Source organism: Variovorax sp. KBS0712, from assembly GCF_006323185.2.
GTDB classification, from domain to species: Bacteria; Pseudomonadota; Gammaproteobacteria; order Burkholderiales; family Burkholderiaceae_C; genus Variovorax; species Variovorax boronicumulans.
The window spans coordinates 183,456-198,242 of the sequence record NZ_VCCD02000005.1 but is presented as its reverse complement, the minus strand read 5'-3'; the positions used below and the strand labels follow the sequence as shown (position 1 = coordinate 198,242).

Annotated in this window: 23 protein-coding genes and 1 tRNA gene; 22 read left to right on the top strand and 2 right to left on the bottom strand. The window is 63.6% G+C overall.

Annotated features, from left to right (window positions below; genetic code table 11):
- The first annotated feature begins 20 nt into the window (after window positions 1-20).
- The 4 genes from FFI97_RS31650 (at window position 21) to ubiA (ending at window position 3,470) form a co-directional block, all read left to right on the top strand.
- Window positions 21-764 carry a hypothetical protein gene (locus FFI97_RS31650; RefSeq protein WP_139700627.1) on the top strand — a complete coding sequence of 248 codons (744 nt, stop codon included), beginning with the start codon at window positions 21-23 and terminating at the stop codon, window positions 762-764.
- Window positions 765-832: 68 nt separating this feature from the next.
- Window positions 833-1,798 (top strand): LysR substrate-binding domain-containing protein, encoded by a 966-nt coding sequence (locus FFI97_RS31645; protein ID WP_062474802.1) that lies wholly within the window; start codon window positions 833-835, stop codon window positions 1,796-1,798.
- Between the two features lie 136 nt (window positions 1,799-1,934).
- Window positions 1,935-2,519 carry a Dps family protein gene (locus tag FFI97_RS31640; protein ID WP_139700624.1) on the top strand — a complete coding sequence of 195 codons (585 nt, stop codon included), beginning with the start codon at window positions 1,935-1,937 and terminating at the stop codon, window positions 2,517-2,519.
- Window positions 2,520-2,609: 90 nt separating this feature from the next.
- Entirely contained in the window at window positions 2,610-3,470 is an 861-nt protein-coding gene (gene ubiA, locus FFI97_RS31635) for a 4-hydroxybenzoate octaprenyltransferase (RefSeq protein WP_139700622.1), read from the top strand.
- A 13-nt stretch (window positions 3,471-3,483) separates the two neighbouring features.
- On the opposite strand, the gene proC is transcribed toward ubiA, so the two are convergent.
- Together proC and FFI97_RS31625 are read right to left on the bottom strand one after the other, a co-directional pair.
- Window positions 3,484-4,341, bottom strand: a complete 858-nt coding sequence (gene proC / locus FFI97_RS31630; protein ID WP_139700620.1) for a pyrroline-5-carboxylate reductase — start codon at window positions 4,339-4,341, stop codon at window positions 3,484-3,486.
- A complete protein-coding gene (locus FFI97_RS31625; RefSeq protein ID WP_139700825.1) occupies window positions 4,338-5,477 on the bottom strand; it encodes an esterase-like activity of phytase family protein in 1,140 nt (379 codons plus the stop codon). Before FFI97_RS31625 ends, proC begins: the two co-directional genes overlap by 4 nt.
- A gap of 254 nt (window positions 5,478-5,731) precedes the next feature.
- Between FFI97_RS31625 and rplN the strand changes: the two genes are divergently transcribed.
- The 18 genes from rplN (at window position 5,732) to FFI97_RS31535 (ending at window position 14,664) form a co-directional block, all read left to right on the top strand.
- Window positions 5,732-6,100 (top strand): 50S ribosomal protein L14, encoded by a 369-nt coding sequence (gene rplN / locus FFI97_RS31620; RefSeq protein ID WP_009124801.1) that lies wholly within the window; start codon window positions 5,732-5,734, stop codon window positions 6,098-6,100.
- Between the two features lie 12 nt (window positions 6,101-6,112).
- Window positions 6,113-6,445 carry a 50S ribosomal protein L24 gene (gene rplX / locus FFI97_RS31615; RefSeq protein WP_062474813.1) on the top strand — a complete coding sequence of 111 codons (333 nt, stop codon included), beginning with the start codon at window positions 6,113-6,115 and terminating at the stop codon, window positions 6,443-6,445.
- Between the two features lie 11 nt (window positions 6,446-6,456).
- On the top strand, window positions 6,457-6,996 hold the full coding sequence (rplE, locus tag FFI97_RS31610; RefSeq protein ID WP_056576993.1) for a 50S ribosomal protein L5: 540 nt from the start codon (window positions 6,457-6,459) through the stop codon (window positions 6,994-6,996).
- Between the two features lie 8 nt (window positions 6,997-7,004).
- Entirely contained in the window at window positions 7,005-7,310 is a 306-nt protein-coding gene (rpsN, locus tag FFI97_RS31605; protein ID WP_056576989.1) for a 30S ribosomal protein S14, read from the top strand.
- A 20-nt stretch (window positions 7,311-7,330) separates the two neighbouring features.
- Window positions 7,331-7,726, top strand: coding sequence for a 30S ribosomal protein S8 (gene rpsH, locus FFI97_RS31600; protein ID WP_062474816.1), 396 nt, complete (start codon window positions 7,331-7,333; stop codon window positions 7,724-7,726).
- A gap of 24 nt (window positions 7,727-7,750) precedes the next feature.
- Complete coding sequence (gene rplF, locus FFI97_RS31595; RefSeq protein WP_062474819.1) at window positions 7,751-8,284, top strand: 50S ribosomal protein L6; 534 nt, start codon at window positions 7,751-7,753, stop codon at window positions 8,282-8,284.
- Between the two features lie 14 nt (window positions 8,285-8,298).
- Window positions 8,299-8,664, top strand: coding sequence for a 50S ribosomal protein L18 (rplR, locus tag FFI97_RS31590; RefSeq protein ID WP_056577252.1), 366 nt, complete (start codon window positions 8,299-8,301; stop codon window positions 8,662-8,664).
- Window positions 8,665-8,682: 18 nt separating this feature from the next.
- Window positions 8,683-9,201, top strand: coding sequence for a 30S ribosomal protein S5 (gene rpsE / locus FFI97_RS31585; RefSeq protein ID WP_056576983.1), 519 nt, complete (start codon window positions 8,683-8,685; stop codon window positions 9,199-9,201).
- Between the two features lie 35 nt (window positions 9,202-9,236).
- The gene (rpmD, locus tag FFI97_RS31580; protein WP_019653974.1) at window positions 9,237-9,419 is read left to right on the top strand and encodes a 50S ribosomal protein L30; all 183 of its coding nucleotides are present in this window, start codon (window positions 9,237-9,239) and stop codon (window positions 9,417-9,419) included.
- Between the two features lie 11 nt (window positions 9,420-9,430).
- On the top strand, window positions 9,431-9,862 hold the full coding sequence (gene rplO / locus FFI97_RS31575) for a 50S ribosomal protein L15 (RefSeq protein ID WP_056576982.1): 432 nt from the start codon (window positions 9,431-9,433) through the stop codon (window positions 9,860-9,862).
- 27 nt (window positions 9,863-9,889) lie between these two features.
- Complete coding sequence (gene secY, locus FFI97_RS31570) at window positions 9,890-11,203, top strand: preprotein translocase subunit SecY (RefSeq protein ID WP_056576979.1); 1,314 nt, start codon at window positions 9,890-9,892, stop codon at window positions 11,201-11,203.
- Window positions 11,204-11,269: 66 nt separating this feature from the next.
- Window positions 11,270-11,383, top strand: a complete 114-nt coding sequence (gene rpmJ / locus FFI97_RS31565) for a 50S ribosomal protein L36 (RefSeq protein ID WP_013544106.1) — start codon at window positions 11,270-11,272, stop codon at window positions 11,381-11,383.
- 23 nt (window positions 11,384-11,406) lie between these two features.
- Window positions 11,407-11,772, top strand: a complete 366-nt coding sequence (gene rpsM / locus FFI97_RS31560) for a 30S ribosomal protein S13 (protein WP_013544105.1) — start codon at window positions 11,407-11,409, stop codon at window positions 11,770-11,772.
- A gap of 12 nt (window positions 11,773-11,784) precedes the next feature.
- The gene (rpsK, locus tag FFI97_RS31555; RefSeq protein ID WP_009124825.1) at window positions 11,785-12,189 is read left to right on the top strand and encodes a 30S ribosomal protein S11; all 405 of its coding nucleotides are present in this window, start codon (window positions 11,785-11,787) and stop codon (window positions 12,187-12,189) included.
- Between the two features lie 130 nt (window positions 12,190-12,319).
- Window positions 12,320-12,943 (top strand): 30S ribosomal protein S4, encoded by a 624-nt coding sequence (rpsD, locus tag FFI97_RS31550; protein ID WP_056576976.1) that lies wholly within the window; start codon window positions 12,320-12,322, stop codon window positions 12,941-12,943.
- A 142-nt stretch (window positions 12,944-13,085) separates the two neighbouring features.
- Window positions 13,086-14,075, top strand: a complete 990-nt coding sequence (locus FFI97_RS31545) for a DNA-directed RNA polymerase subunit alpha (RefSeq protein ID WP_056576973.1) — start codon at window positions 13,086-13,088, stop codon at window positions 14,073-14,075.
- 95 nt (window positions 14,076-14,170) lie between these two features.
- The gene (gene rplQ, locus FFI97_RS31540; RefSeq protein WP_056576970.1) at window positions 14,171-14,569 is read left to right on the top strand and encodes a 50S ribosomal protein L17; all 399 of its coding nucleotides are present in this window, start codon (window positions 14,171-14,173) and stop codon (window positions 14,567-14,569) included.
- An 18-nt stretch (window positions 14,570-14,587) separates the two neighbouring features.
- Window positions 14,588-14,664, top strand: a tRNA-Met gene (locus tag FFI97_RS31535).
- Window positions 14,665-14,787 lie beyond the last annotated feature (123 nt).

The following is a 14,787-nucleotide window of genomic DNA, read 5'->3' as shown; positions in this document are numbered from 1 at the left end:
ATGATGGTTTAACCATTCCCATGTGGCTCTACCTGCATCACACCGCCGCCGACCTCATCGACCTGGACCCCACAACCGGCCGCTGGCGCCCCGTCGACGACGCCGAGAAACCGCCAGGCGTTTCGGTACTCGCTGACCTCCCCGTCAAAGGCGGCTACACGATCGAGAACGACAAGCGCTACTACAGCTACTGGACGTCCGACGAGAAGTTCGTCTTTCGCACCGACGACGGTGCCGTGTTCGAGATCTGCCAGAAGCGCGGCGACGGCTCCGTGGTGATGGTCCCGCCTGTCCTGCGCAGCGAGATCGCGCCCTCGCGGTATGGCGATGGGCGCTTGCGGCAAGGTTTCAGCCAGTTCCGGCTGATGGACGCCGCGACGGGCCAGGTCGTCTTCGAGCTGGACTACAACGTCGAGCGCTATCAGCGCCTGTACCAGGCCGACTTCACCGCCGCGGCGGCGGAGCAGGATCTGTCCGACTGGGATTTCTTCGTCGCCTTGCAAGGCGCCATCGAGATCTTCGAAGAGCGTGCCGCGTCCGGCCGCGTCGCGTTCTCCGTGCAGGACGATGGCTCGGCGCAGATCCAGGGGCACCGCATGCGCCGCGATGAACTGCTGTTTGCGGACACGGGCCAGACCTGCCCCCGCTCGGGCGTCTGGGCCTGCCTGACCGACCTGCGCGTGAGCGTGGCCGTCACGCAGGGCGAGCCGATGCCCTCGAACGGCGGGCGGCCGGTGCAATGGGTCTGGAGCCGCACCGACTGAGCGCAGCCCGCGGCTTTTAACCCCGCCCCAGCCGGGTCACAGACCCTTGCGCATAATTGACGCAAGCTATGACTCTCACCGAACTCAAATATATCGTCGCAGTCGCCCGCGAGCGGCACTTCGGCAAGGCGGCCGAGGCCTGTTATGTGTCCCAGCCGACGCTTTCGGTGGCCATCAAGAAACTCGAGGACGAACTCGAGGTCAAGCTCTTCGAGCGCAGCGCCGGTGAAGTGACCGTGACGCCGCTCGGCGAGCAGATCGTCCAGCAGGCGCAGAGCGTGCTCGATCAGGCCGCCAGCATCAAGGAGATCGCCAAGCGCGGCAAGGACCCGCTGGCTGGCCCGCTGAACCTGGGCGTGATCTACACGATCGGCCCGTACCTGCTGCCCGACCTCGTACGCCAGGTGATCGCGCGCACGCCGCAGATGCCACTGGTGCTGCAGGAGAACTTCACGGTCAAGCTGCTCGAGATGCTGCGCGCCGGCGAGATCGACTGCGCGATCATGGCCGAGCCTTTTCCCGACACGGGCCTGGCGATGGCGCCGCTGTACGATGAGCCCTTCATGGCGGCGCTGCCCGTGAAGCACAAGCTGGCCGACCGCGAGTCGATCACGTCGGAAGAGCTGCAGAGCGAGACGATGCTGCTGCTGGGCACGGGCCACTGCTTTCGCGACCACGTGCTCGAGGTGTGCCCCGAGTTCGCGCGCTTCTCGAGCAATGCCGAGGGCATCCGCAAGAGCTTCGAGGGCTCGTCGCTGGAGACCATCAAGCACATGGTGGCCTCGGGCATGGGCGTGACGCTGGTGCCGCGCCTGTCGGTGCCGGCCGAGGCGCTCAAGCCGAAGGTCAAGGGGCGCAAGGAGCCCGAGCAGATGGTGCGCTACCTGCCCGTGCGCGACGCGCAGGACCGCGACCCGCCGATGCGCCGCGTGGTGCTGGCCTGGCGCCGCACCTTCACGCGCTACGAGGCAATCGCGGCGCTGCGCAACGCGATCTACGCGTGCGAGCTGCCGGGTGTCAAACGACTCTCCTAGCGATTCGGGGCCTTCGCCTACGCGCGGGCTGTTTGGGATCGCTGATCGCTGGGATAGAGTGAAGCTGTTGCGAAGCCGCCTGCCGGCTTTCAGAATTTCGGTGTTGTCACCCAACTTCAAGAAAGACCCCTCCGCCATGGCCAAACCCCCGAAAAAGACCAAGTCCCCGTCGCCTGCCTCCTCTGCTGGCAAGGTGCCCAAGAAGGGCGGCGCCGTCGTCGCGCAGGAGTCGGGCAGCCGCAATGCGCCGATCATCAACATCGGCATCGAACGCCAGGACCGCGCGGCCATCGCCGAAGGCCTGAGCCGCGTGCTGGCCGACACCTACACGCTGTACCTCACGACACACAACTTCCACTGGAACGTGACGGGGCCGCACTTCAACTCGCTGCATGCGATGTTCATGACGCAGTACACCGAGCTGTGGGGCTCGACGGACGTGCTCGCCGAGCGCATCCGCGCGCTGGGCCACTACGCGCCGGGCTCGTACGCCGAGTTCAGCAAGATCGCCACCGTGCCCGACGTGCCGCAGACCCCGCCCAAGGCGATGGAGATGGTGCGCATCCTCGTGAAGGGTCACGAGACGGTGTCGCGCATCGCGCGCGAGTTCATCCCGGTGGCCGAAGAGGCCGGCGACGATCCGACCGCCGACATGCTGACCGCGCGCTGCACGGTGCACGACCAGACGGCCTGGATGCTGCGCTCGCTGCTCGAGGACTGATGACGTCGTCCTGATGATCTCCTGGTGCGCCGGGAGCCCCTTCCAAGAGCGGCACAATGGCCGCTCTTTTTTCGTCTGCCCGTCCGCCGCATGCTTGCCCGCCGTTTTGCGCTCTACCTCGATCTGATCCGCTGGAATCGGCCGGCCGGCTGGCTGTTGTTGCTATGGCCCACGCTGGGCGCACTCTGGTTCGCGGCCGACGGCTGGCCCGGTTTGCAGCTGCTCGCGGTGTTCACGCTCGGCACCTTCCTGATGCGCAGCGCGGGCTGTTGCGTCAACGACGTGGCCGACCGCGACTTCGATCGCCACGTGAAGCGCACGGCCCAGCGGCCCGTCACGAGCGGCGCGATGTCGGTCAAGGAGGCGCTGGGGTTGGGCGCGGTGCTGGCGCTGCTGTCCTTCGGGCTAGTGCTCACCACCAACCGTACGACCGTGCTGTGGTCGTTCGCGGCCCTGGCGATCACGCTGATCTACCCGTTCGCCAAGCGCTTCGTGTCGATTCCGCAGGCCGTGCTGGGCATTGCCTTCAGTTTCGGCATCCCGATGGCCTTTGCCGCGGTGCAGTCGACGGTGCCGGCCTTCGCCTGGTGGCTGCTGGCGGGCAACCTGTTCTGGGTGCTGGCCTACGACACCGAGTACGCGATGGTCGACCGCGACGACGACCTGAAGATCGGCATGAAGACCTCGGCGATCACGTTCGGTCGCTTCGACGTGGCGGCGGTGATGGCCAGCTACGCGATCTTCCTGGCGGTCTGGATCTGGGCGGGTGCCAGCCGGTCGCTGGGGGTTCTCTTCTATGTAGGCATTGCCGCGGCGGTGGCGCAGGCGCTCTGGCACTGGCGCCTGATCCATGACCGCACGCGGGAAGGCTGCTTCAAGGCCTTCCGCGAAAACCACTGGCTGGGCTTCGCGGTGTTCGTGGGCATCGTGGCGGGCTACGCCCTCCGATAGCCCACCGGGCGGGTCAGCCGCGCCCGAATTCCTCGCCCAGCTCGGCCGCGCGCTTCTGCGCCGCGCGGATGGCGGTCTTGAACTGGCCCTTCACATCGGAGGCTTCGAGCGCGCTCAGGGCCGCGTAGGTCGTGCCGCCCTTGGAGGTCACGCGTTCGCGCAGCACCGACGGCGGCTCGGTCGCGCTGTGCGCCAGCGCCGAGGCGCCGGTGAAGGTGCCGATGGCCAGCCGCTGGGCCTGGTCGGGCGTGAGGCCCATCTCGACGCCGGCCTCGGTCATCGCCTCGATGAAATAGAACACGTAGGCCGGACCGGAGCCCGACATGGCGGTCACCGCGTCGAGCGCGGGCTCGGCGTCGACCCAGATCAGCTCGCCCGTCGGCGCCAGCAGCTGGCCGACGCGTGCGCGGTCGGCGCTTTCGACGCCCGGCCGAGCGAAGAGGCCGGTCATGCCCTTGCCGACCAGCGCCGGCGTGTTGGGCATGGCGCGAACGACGCGCTCGGTGCCGAGCCAGCGGGCGATGCTGTCGGACGGAATGCCCGCCGCCACGCTCAGGTGCAGGGCGTCGGCGGCAAAGGCGCGCACCGGACGGGCGGCTTCGGCAAAGGTCTGGGGCTTGACTGCCCACACCACCACGGCGCAGCGCGCGAGGGCCTCGCTGGCCTCGGCCCTGGCGACGATGCCGTAGGACTGGGCCAGCTTGGTGCGGGCTTCCTCGAAAGGCTCGACCACTTCGAAGTTGTCGGCCGCGACGCCTTGCTGGATCAGGCCGCCGATGATGGCGCTGGCCATGTTGCCGCCGCCGATGAAGGCGATGGGGGGCAGGGGGCCCGGCGCGGTGCGGGGCAGGAAGGTCACGGCGATGGTCATGGTCGGTCGGTGTAGGCGAAGGCGGCGAACTGCGTCACTTGCAGCGGGTTGAAATTGTCGTCGCTCACGACCACCAGCAGGCGGCGGCCGTCGGGCAGCGATGGGCCCCAGCACATGCCCTCGGTGTTGTCCAGGCGCGAGAGGCCGAGGGTGGCGAAGTCGGCCACCAGCGTCTTGGCGGCCGGGCGGTGGTTGCCGGGGGCGAGGGCGTCGATGGCGAGCACGTCGTCGGCGGCCCGGGTGTCTATTTCATACAGGCGCAGCGAGTTGCCGGCGCCGGTGGCGTAGGCCCGCTCCAGCACCAGCATGCGGTGGGCGTCGAGCATCAGCACCTCGCTCACGCCGTTGTCGGCGTAGGTGCCCGGCACCAACGGGCGCAGCGGGATGGCGTCAGGCACATAGGCGATCTGGCGCATGGCGCGGCCGGTCGCGAGGTCGACCTGGGTGAAGCGGCTGGGGCCGCCGGGGGCGGTGGTGGTCGGGACGGGACCGTCCTGGACCAGGGCGTTTTCCATTGCGAGCCAAGCCGACCGGTCGTCGGGCGTGAGGGCCAGGCCCTCGAGTGTCTGGTTGTCGCGCGGGCCGCGGCGCTGGGCCGGGTCCGGGGCAAACATCGCCGGCAGGGTGAATTCGCGCAGGAAGCGGCCGTCGCGCGCTGATTCATACAGGGCGGGGCCGAAGCCGCGCGCGAGGTCGCCTTCGCTGGTCCAGAGCAGGGTGCCGGTCGAGGGGCGCAGGCGCAGGGCCTCGGGATCGGGAACGGGCAGGCCGTCGATGGCCTGGCGCCGCCCGGGCCACGGGCCGCCCCCGGGGCGTTGCAGCGGGACAACGCCGGTGGGCTCGGGGGCTGCGTCGGCCGGCTGGGGCCAACGTGCGGTGTAGCAGCGCACGGGGCTCAGATCTGACCGGTCATCGCTGAGAAGCAGGTACTCACCTTTGATGGGGTCGTAGTCGATGCCGGAGAGGCCGCCTGCCGTGGTGCTCTCTATAGAGCGTCGGTGCGCCCAGAGGGCTTCCCCCAGGCGCTGCAGCCGGCCGGTGTCCGGCGCCGGTGCTGCGCTGCGGCATCCCGCGAGCCCCAGCGATCCTAGTCCCAGTAGGCCCGCGCCGCCCGCCAGCAGGCGTCGGCGCAGCATGGAGGGCGGCGAAATGAGGGGGTAGTTGGGGGCGCGCACGCCACAAAGTCTAGCGGCTGTCGAAGTTCGCGTGATGAGGCAGTTGACATCGCCCGGCATGGGTGCCACAATCGCGGGCTTCGCTTTCAAAAGGCGAAGCTTTCAGCCCAAAGCGGAAGCGTCTCGAGTGGTTCGAGGCGTGGACGACGGGCCCAAGACTGACCGCGGTGTCTCCCTCCTGGAGGCTCATCGGTACAAGTTGGGAATATCAAGAAATGATCCAAACTGAATCCCGGCTCGAAGTGGCCGACAACACGGGCGCGAAATCCGTCCTGTGTATCAAGGTGCTCGGTGGCTCCAAGCGGCGTTACGCCAGCGTGGGCGACGTCATCAAGGTCAGCATCAAGGAAGCCGCTCCGCGTGGTCGCGTCAAGAAGGGCGAGATCTACAGCGCAGTGGTGGTCCGCACCGCCAAGGGCATCCGTCGTGCTGACGGTTCGCTCGTCAAGTTCGACGGCAATGCCGCCGTGCTGCTCAACGCCAAGCTGGAGCCCATCGGCACCCGCATCTTCGGACCGGTCACGCGCGAACTGCGCACCGAGAAGTTCATGAAGATCGTGTCGCTGGCACCCGAAGTTCTCTAAGGACACAACGCCATGAACAAGATTCGCAAAGGCGACCAGGTCATCGTGTTGGCCGGTCGTGACAAGGGCAAGCGCGGCGTCGTGTCGCTGCGCGCAGACGATTCGCATGTGATCGTCGACGGCATCAACCTCGTCAAGAAGCACACCAAGCCGAACCCCCTCAAGGGTACGACCGGTGGCATCGTCGAGAAGACCATGCCGATTCACCAATCCAACGTGGCGATCTTCAATGCTGCGACCGGCAAGGCCGATCGCGTGGGCATCAAGGTCACCCAAGGTGCCGACGGCAAGCGCGTGGCTGTTCGCGTCTTCAAGTCGAGCGGCGACGAAATCAAGTTCGCCTAAGAGGTACTCACATGGCACGTCTCCAACAACACTATCGCGAAAAGATCGCGAAAGACCTGACGGAAAAGTTCGGCTACAAGTCGCCGATGCAAGTTCCGCGTCTCACCAAGATCACCCTGAACATGGGTGTGGGTGAAGCAGTCGCCGACAAGAAGGTCCTCGACAACGCCGTCGCCGACCTGACCAAGATCGCTGGCCAGAAGCCCGTGGTTACCAAGTCGAAGAAGGCCATTGCCGGCTTCAAGATCCGCGAAAACCAGCCGATCGGCTGCATGGTCACGCTGCGTGGCGTGCACATGTACGAGTTCCTGGACCGTTTCGTCACCGTGGCCCTGCCCCGCGTGCGTGACTTCCGCGGTATCTCGGGTCGCGCATTCGACGGCCGTGGCAACTACAACATCGGCGTCAAAGAGCAGATCATTTTCCCTGAGATCGAGTACGACAAGGTCGACGCCCTGCGCGGTCTCAATATCAGCATCACGACGACGGCCAAGACCGACGAAGAGGCCAAGGCGCTTCTCGCTGGCTTCCGTTTCCCGTTCAAGAACTGAGGTGATCTGTGGCTAAAGCATCTTTGATCCAGCGCGAACTCAAGCGCGACAAGCTGGTTGCCAAGTTCGCTGCGAAGCACGCAGAACTGAAGGCAACTTCCAACGACGCGAAGAAGAGCGACGAAGAGCGCGCAGCGGCCCGCCTGGCCCTGCAGAAGCTCCCGCGCAACGCGAACCCCACGCGCCAGCGCAACCGTTGCGAAATCACCGGTCGCCCCCGTGGCACCTTCCGTCAATTCGGTCTGGCCCGCGCCAAGATCCGCGAACTGGCTTTCAATGGCGACATCCCCGGTGTCACCAAGGCCAGCTGGTAAGCCAGGCAGGAGCAAACAACATGAGCATGAGTGATCCCATTGCCGACCTGCTGACGCGTATCCGTAACGCGCAGATGGTGGCGAAGCCCACCGTGTCGGTCCCGTCTTCCAAGGTGAAGATCGCGATCGCACAAGTCCTGAAGGACGAGGGCTACATCGACGGCTTCCAGGTCAAGACCGAAGCTGGCAAGAGCGAACTTGAAATCTCGCTGAAGTACTACGCTGGCCGTCCGGTCATCGAGCGCATTGAGCGCGTGAGCCGCCCCGGCCTGCGCGTCTACAAGGCCAGCACTTCCATTCCGCAAGTCCAGAACGGCCTCGGCGTTGCGATCGTCACGACCCCCAAGGGCGTGATGACCGACCGCAAGGCGCGCGCCACCGGTGTCGGCGGCGAAGTTCTGTGCTACGTCGCCTAACCGAGACATCGAGGAGTTACTGAAATGTCCCGAGTAGGAAAAATGCCGGTCGCCATCCCCGCAGGCGTGGATGTGTCGATCAAGGAAGACCAGATCAGCGTCAAGGGCACGGGCGGCACGCTCAGCCTGGCTCGCAACGCGCTGGTGAATGTCGTCAACAAGGACGGCAAGCTGAGCTTCGAGCCCGCCAACGATTCGCGTGAAGCGAATGCGATGAGCGGCACGATTCGCCAGCTGGTGAACAACATGGTGGTTGGCGTGACCAAGGGCTTCGAGAAGAAGCTCAACCTGGTCGGCGTCGGCTACAAGGCTGCAGCGTCTGGCGCCAAGCTGAACCTGCAAGTCGGTTACTCGCACCCGGTCAACATCGACATGCCGCAAGGCATCACGGTGACCACCGCGACCCCGACCGAAGTGGTGATCAAGGGCGCTGACCGTCAACGCGTCGGCCAGATCGCCGCTGAGATCCGCGCTGTTCGTCCGCCAGAGCCCTACAAGGGCAAGGGCATCCGCTATGCGGACGAGAAGATCGTGATCAAAGAGACCAAGAAGAAGTAAGGGGCAGCAAAATGATGTTGACCAAAAAAGCACAGCGTCTTCGCCGCTCGCGCCAGACCCGCATCCGCATTGCGACGCAGGGCGTGGCTCGCCTCACGGTGAACCGCACCAACCTGCACATCTATGCCACCGTCATCTCCGACGACGGCACCAAGGTGATCGCAACCGCATCGACCGCCGAAGCCGAAGTGCGCGCAGCACTCGGCGCCTCGGGCAAGGGTGGCAATGCCGCCGCTGCCACCGCCATCGGCAAGCGCATCGCTGAAAAGGCGAAGGCTGCCGGCGTCGAGAAGGTCGCTTTCGATCGCGCAGGTTTCGCCTACCACGGCCGCGTCAAGGCGCTGGCCGAGGCAGCCCGCGAAGCCGGTCTGCAGTTCTAATCGGACACGAGATTCAAAATGGCAAAGATTCAAGCAAGAACGCAGAACGAAGGTCCTGAGGACGGTCTGCGCGAGAAGATGATCGCGATCAACCGCGTCACCAAGGTGGTGAAGGGTGGTCGTATCCTCGGTTTCGCAGCGCTGACCGTGGTCGGTGATGGCGATGGCCGCGTCGGCATGGGCAAGGGCAAGTCCAAGGAAGTGCCCGCTGCCGTGCAGAAGGCAATGGAAGAAGCCCGCCGCAACCTGTTCAAGGCTCCGATCAAGAACGGTACGCTGCACCACCAGGTGCAAGGTCACCACGGTGCTGCCACCGTCGTGATGTACCCGGCTCCCAAGGGTACCGGCATCATCGCCGGCGGCCCGATGCGCGCCGTGTTCGAAGTCATGGGCATCACCGACATCGTGGCCAAGAGCCATGGTTCGTCGAACCCCTACAACATGGTTCGCGCCACGCTCGACGGGTTGAAGAACTCGACGACGGCCGGCCAAGTGGCTGCCAAGCGCGGTCTCACCGTCGAAGAAATCTTCGCCTGAGCGCAAGCTCTCGCAAGGCTGAAGGAAGCATTCAAATGACGCAACAACAAACCCTCAAGGTGCAGCTGGTGAAGAGCCCGATCGGCACCAAGGAATCGCATCGCGCGACCGTGCGTGGCCTCGGCCTGCGCAAGCTCAACAGCGTGAGCGAGCTGCAAGACACGCCCGCAGTGCGCGGCATGATCAACAAGATCAGTTATCTGGTCAAAGTTCTGTAAGAGAGACTGATATGGAACTCAATGGCATCAAGCCGGCAGCTGGCGCCAAGCACGCCAAGCGTCGCGTTGGCCGCGGTATCGGCTCGGGCATCGGCAAGACCGCAGGTCGCGGTCACAAGGGCCAGAAGTCGCGCGCAGGCGGTTTCCACAAGGTCGGCTTCGAAGGCGGTCAAATGCCGCTGCAGCGTCGCCTGCCCAAGCGCGGCTTCAAGTCGCACCTGCTGAAGTACAACGCCGAAGTCACGCTGACTGCTCTCGAGCAGCTCGGCCTGGCCGAAGTCGATGTCCTGGCACTGAAGCAAGCCGGCCTCGTGGGCCAGCTCGCCAAGGTCGTCAAGATCATCAAGACCGGCGAACTCACCAAGGCCGTCAAGCTGACGGGCGTGGGTGCGACCGCTGGTGCCAAGGCTGCGATCGAAGCAGCCGGCGGCAGCCTCGCCTGATCACCATCGGACTGAAAGAAGTTCTTCGTGGCAACTAACGCGGCAACGATCGCAAAAACAGGCAAGTTCGGCGACCTCCGTCGTCGGCTCGTCTTTTTGCTGCTCGCGCTCGTGGTCTACCGGATTGGCGCGCACATTCCTGTGCCGGGTATCAACCCGGACCAGCTGGCAGCGTTGTTCCAGGGCCAGCAGGGCGGCATTCTGAGCCTGTTCAACATGTTCTCGGGCGGGGCGCTGTCGCGTTTCACCGTGTTCGCGTTGGGGATCATGCCGTACATCTCGGCGTCGATCATCATGCAGCTGATGACCTACGTGCTTCCGACCTTCGAGCAATTGAAGAAGGAAGGCGAGGCCGGTCGCCGCAAGATCACGCAGTACACGCGCTATGGCGCGCTCGGCCTGGCCCTGTTCCAGTCGTTCAGCATCGCAGTGGCCCTCGAATCGTCGGCCGGTCTGGTGATCGCCCCCGGTTTCGGCTTCCGCCTGACCGCCATGGTGAGCCTGACGGCAGGTTCGATGTTCCTGATGTGGCTCGGCGAGCAGATCACCGAACGCGGCCTGGGCAACGGCATCTCGATCCTGATCTTTGCAGGTATCGCGGCCGGTCTGCCCGGTGCGATCGGCGGCCTGGCTTCGCTGGTGACGACCGGTGCGATGAACCCCATCGTTGCGCTCTTCATCATCGCTGTCGTGGTGCTGGTCACCTACTTCGTGGTGTTCGTGGAACGTGGTCAGCGCAAGATCCTCGTGAACTATGCGCGGCGCCAGGTTGGCAACAAGGTCTACGGCGGTCAGTCGTCGCACCTGCCCCTGAAGCTGAACATGGCCGGTGTGATTCCTCCGATCTTCGCGTCGTCGATCATTCTGCTGCCGGCAACGGTGGTGGGCTGGTTCAGCGCTGGTGACGGTGGCTTCCGCTGGATCAAGGACATCGCCAGCGCACTGCGTCCGGGCGAGCCGATCTACGTGCTGCTGTACGCCGCTGCGATCGTTTTCTTCTGCTTCTTCTACACGGCACTCGTGTTCAACAGCAAGGAAACGGCCGACAACCTGAAGAAGAGTGGTGCGTTCATTCCTGGCATTCGCCCGGGTGACCAGACCGCTCGCTATATCGACAAGATTCTGGTTCGCCTGACGTTGGCTGGCGCGGTGTACATCACCTTCGTCTGCCTGCTGCCCGAGTTCCTGATCCTGAAGTACAACGTGCCGTTCTACTTCGGTGGTACCTCCCTGCTGATCATCGTGGTCGTCACGATGGACTTCATGGCCCAGGTGCAAAACTACATGATGTCCCAGCAGTACGAATCGCTGCTGAAGAAGGCGAACTTCAAGACATCGTAGGGCTGTGAGTTTCAGTATTGAGTCCGGGCGGTAGACCGCCACGTTAAACAGTTTTAGGAGAATGAAATGAGAGTTTCGGCTTCGGTCAAAACCATCTGCCGTAATTGCAAGGTCATCCGCCGTAAAGGTGTGGTGCGTGTGATTTGCACCGACCCGCGCCACAAGCAGCGCCAGGGTTGATTGAAGAGTATTAGAGGACGCACATGGCACGTATTGCTGGCATCAACATCCCGCCGCACAAGCACGCTGAAATCGGCCTGACCGCCATTTTCGGTATCGGTCGCACCCGCGCCCGTCAAATCTGCGAAGCGAGCGGCATCGAATATTCGAAGAAGATCAAGGATCTGACCGACGCCGATCTCGAAAAGATTCGCGACCAGATCGCTCTGTTCACGATCGAAGGCGATCTGCGTCGCGAGACGACGATGAACATCAAGCGTTTGATGGACATCGGCTGCTATCGCGGCTTCCGTCACCGTCGCGGCCTGCCGATGCGCGGCCAGCGCACGCGCACCAACGCCCGCACCCGCAAGGGTCCGCGCAAGGCTGCGCAGTCCCTGAAGAAATAAGGATAGACAAGCATGGCTAAAGCACCTGCAAACAACGCCGCACAGCGCGTTCGCAAGAAGGTTCGCAAGAACGTTGCGGACGGTATCGCCCACGTGCATGCCTCGTTCAACAACACCATCATCACGATCACCGATCGCCAGGGCAACGCCCTGTCGTGGGCTTCGTCGGGTGGCCAGGGCTTCAAGGGCTCGCGCAAGTCGACCCCGTTCGCTGCGCAGGTCGCTTCCGAAGTGGCCGGCCGTGCTGCTGTCGAACAAGGTATCAAGAACCTCGACGTCGAGATCAAGGGCCCCGGTCCTGGTCGCGAGTCGTCGGTGCGCGCACTGGCTGCGCTCGGCATCCGGATCAATTCCATTGCCGACGTGACGCCCGTTCCGCACAACGGCTGCCGTCCCCAGAAGCGTCGCCGCATCTGATCGTCAGTCCGCAAGGCGCAGCCAGCTTTCGAGCGGCTGCGCATTTGTTTTTTCACTAAGCCCACCGCCATCGGCACATTCGCCGACGGCTCCCGCAGGCAACTGCGGCAGATGACACCAAGGAAATACCGTGGCACGTTACCTCGGCCCCAAGGCCAAACTTTCCCGCCGTGAAGGCACCGACCTGTTCCTGAAGAGCGCCCGCCGTTCGATCCAGGACAAGGCCAAGTTCGACTCCAAGCCCGGCCAGCACGGCCGCACCTCGGGTCAGCGCACCTCCGACTACGGTCTGCAGCTGCGTGAGAAGCAGAAGGTCAAGCGCATGTACGGCGTGCTCGAGAAGCAATTCCGCCGCTACTTCGAAGAAGCCGATCGCCGCCGTGGCAACACCGGCGCCAACCTGCTGTTCATCCTCGAGTCGCGCCTGGACAACGTGGTCTACCGCATGGGCTTCGGCTCGACGCGCGCCGAAGCACGCCAACTCGTGTCGCACAAGGCGATCACCGTGAACGGCCAGTCGGTCAACATCCCGTCGTACCTGGTCAAGACCGGTGACGTGATCGCCGTGCGCGAAAAGTCGAAGAAGCAGAACCGCATTGTCGAAGCGCTGCAACTGGCCCAACAAGTCGGTATGCCGGCTTGGGTCGATGTGAACGCCGACAAGGCCGAAGGCACCTTCAAGAAGGTCCCGGATCGCGACGAATTCGCAGCCGACATCAACGAATCGCTGATCGTCGAACTGTATTCGCGTTGATTTTCTCTACCCGCCTGCGCGTCCTTGCGCCGGCGGGAGATTGATATTGTTGTTCACGTTCCTGCTCCGCACTCTGTTGCGGATCAGGCGCTTCACCAGCCTTACCGGTGTAACGAGCCGGGGGTATTGAGAGGAAGTCTGCATGCAAACCACCCTGCTGAAACCCAAGACCATCCAGGTCGAGCAACTTGCCGCCAACAAGGCCAAGGTCACGCTCGAACCTTTCGAGCGCGGCTACGGCCACACGCTCGGCAACGCGCTGCGTCGCGTTCTGCTGTCGTCCATGGTCGGCTACTCGGCCACCGAAGTCACGATCGCTGGCGTTCTGCATGAGTACTCGTCGATCGACGGCGTGCAGGAAGATGTCGTCAACATCCTGCTGAATCTCAAGGGCGTGGTGTTCAAGCTCCACAACCGCGACGAAGTCACGCTGAGCCTGCGCAAGGACGGCGAAGGCCCGGTCCTCGCATCGGACATCCAGACCCCGCACGACGTCGAGATCATCAACCCCGACCACGTGATCGCGCACCTGTCGCAAGGCGGCAAGCTCGACATGCAGATCAAGGTCGAAAAGGGTCGCGGCTATGTGCCCGGCACGATGCGTCGCTACGCCGACGAGCCGACCAAGTCGATCGGCCGCATCGTTCTCGACGCCTCGTTCTCGCCCGTCAAGCGCGTGAGCTACACCGTCGAAAGCGCTCGTGTCGAACAGCGTACCGACCTGGACAAGCTGCTGGTCGAGATCGAGACCAACGGTGCGATCAGCGCCGAAGATGCCGTTCGCGCATCGGCTAAAATCCTGGTCGAGCAGCTCGCCGTGTTCGCGCAGCTCGAAGGCGGCGAACTCGCTGCATTCGATGCACCCGCACCGCGCAGCGCCCAGCAATTCGATCCGATCCTGCTGCGCCCTGTCGACGAACTCGAACTGACGGTGCGTTCGGCCAACTGCCTGAAGGCCGAAAACATCTACTACATCGGTGACCTGATCCAGCGCACCGAAAACGAGCTGCTCAAGACCCCGAACCTGGGTCGCAAGTCGCTCAACGAAATCAAGGAAGTGCTCGCTTCGCGCGGTCTCACCCTTGGCATGAAGCTCGAAAGCTGGCCGCCGGCTGGTCTCGACAAGCGTTGATTTGATTTTTTGAGAAATCGGCCCCCTGAAAAGGGCCAGTGCACCGGACAGTACCTGATACGGCTGTCTGTTTTTATAAAGTAAAGGAAAGCACCATGCGTCACGGACACGGACTCCGCAAACTCAACCGCACCAGCTCGCACCGCCTCGCGATGCTGCAGAACATGATGAATTCGCTCATCGAGCACGAAGTCATCAAGACCACGGTCCCCAAGGCCAAGGAACTGCGCCGCGTCATCGAGCCGATGATCACCCTAGCCAAGAAGCCCACGCTCGCCAACAAGCGCCTGGCCTTCGACCGCCTGCGCAGCCGCGACAGCGTCGTCAAGCTCTTCGGCGAACTCGGCCCGCGTTTCGCAGCGCGTCCGGGCGGCTACACCCGCATCCTGAAGATGGGTTTCCGCGTGGGCGACAACGCCCCGATGGCGCTCGTCGAACTGGTCGACCGTGCTGAAATTAAAGATGCTGGCGCTGAGCAAAACGCCGCTGAATAAGCTATAATTTATACTTGCCGCGCGATGGAGCAGCCTGGTAGCTCGTTGGGCTCATAACCCAAAGGTCGCAAGTTCAAATCTTGCTCGCGCAACCAATTTAAAAGGCCCTTTGAGAAATCAAAGGGCCTTTTTCTTTGGCCGAATTCTTTTGGAAATTCCTGGTCGAAATTCGACACAAAAAAAGCCCTCGCGAAGAGGGCTTTTCTGTTTCCGGGCCA

What these genes read in the sequence shown, in the direction of transcription:
- FFI97_RS31650 (WP_139700627.1), top strand. Translation starts at nt 21, where the DNA reads ATGTGGCTCTACCTGCATCACACCGCCGCCGACCTCATCGACCTGGAC.
- FFI97_RS31645 (WP_062474802.1), top strand. Translation starts at nt 833, where the DNA reads ATGACTCTCACCGAACTCAAATATATCGTCGCAGTCGCCCGCGAGCGG.
- FFI97_RS31640 (WP_139700624.1), top strand. Translation starts at nt 1,935, where the DNA reads ATGGCCAAACCCCCGAAAAAGACCAAGTCCCCGTCGCCTGCCTCCTCT.
- ubiA (WP_139700622.1), top strand. Translation starts at nt 2,610, where the DNA reads ATGCTTGCCCGCCGTTTTGCGCTCTACCTCGATCTGATCCGCTGGAAT.
- proC (WP_139700620.1), bottom strand. Translation starts at nt 4,341, where the DNA reads ATGACCATCGCCGTGACCTTCCTGCCCCGCACCGCGCCGGGCCCCCTG.
- FFI97_RS31625 (WP_139700825.1), bottom strand. Translation starts at nt 5,477, where the DNA reads ATGCTGCGCCGACGCCTGCTGGCGGGCGGCGCGGGCCTACTGGGACTA.
- rplN (WP_009124801.1), top strand. Translation starts at nt 5,732, where the DNA reads ATGATCCAAACTGAATCCCGGCTCGAAGTGGCCGACAACACGGGCGCG.
- rplX (WP_062474813.1), top strand. Translation starts at nt 6,113, where the DNA reads ATGAACAAGATTCGCAAAGGCGACCAGGTCATCGTGTTGGCCGGTCGT.
- rplE (WP_056576993.1), top strand. Translation starts at nt 6,457, where the DNA reads ATGGCACGTCTCCAACAACACTATCGCGAAAAGATCGCGAAAGACCTG.
- rpsH (WP_062474816.1), top strand. Translation starts at nt 7,331, where the DNA reads ATGAGCATGAGTGATCCCATTGCCGACCTGCTGACGCGTATCCGTAAC.
- rplF (WP_062474819.1), top strand. Translation starts at nt 7,751, where the DNA reads ATGTCCCGAGTAGGAAAAATGCCGGTCGCCATCCCCGCAGGCGTGGAT.
- rplR (WP_056577252.1), top strand. Translation starts at nt 8,299, where the DNA reads ATGTTGACCAAAAAAGCACAGCGTCTTCGCCGCTCGCGCCAGACCCGC.
- rpsE (WP_056576983.1), top strand. Translation starts at nt 8,683, where the DNA reads ATGGCAAAGATTCAAGCAAGAACGCAGAACGAAGGTCCTGAGGACGGT.
- rpmD (WP_019653974.1), top strand. Translation starts at nt 9,237, where the DNA reads ATGACGCAACAACAAACCCTCAAGGTGCAGCTGGTGAAGAGCCCGATC.
- rplO (WP_056576982.1), top strand. Translation starts at nt 9,431, where the DNA reads ATGGAACTCAATGGCATCAAGCCGGCAGCTGGCGCCAAGCACGCCAAG.
- rpmJ (WP_013544106.1), top strand. Translation starts at nt 11,270, where the DNA reads ATGAGAGTTTCGGCTTCGGTCAAAACCATCTGCCGTAATTGCAAGGTC.
- rpsM (WP_013544105.1), top strand. Translation starts at nt 11,407, where the DNA reads ATGGCACGTATTGCTGGCATCAACATCCCGCCGCACAAGCACGCTGAA.
- rpsK (WP_009124825.1), top strand. Translation starts at nt 11,785, where the DNA reads ATGGCTAAAGCACCTGCAAACAACGCCGCACAGCGCGTTCGCAAGAAG.
- FFI97_RS31545 (WP_056576973.1), top strand. Translation starts at nt 13,086, where the DNA reads ATGCAAACCACCCTGCTGAAACCCAAGACCATCCAGGTCGAGCAACTT.
- rplQ (WP_056576970.1), top strand. Translation starts at nt 14,171, where the DNA reads ATGCGTCACGGACACGGACTCCGCAAACTCAACCGCACCAGCTCGCAC.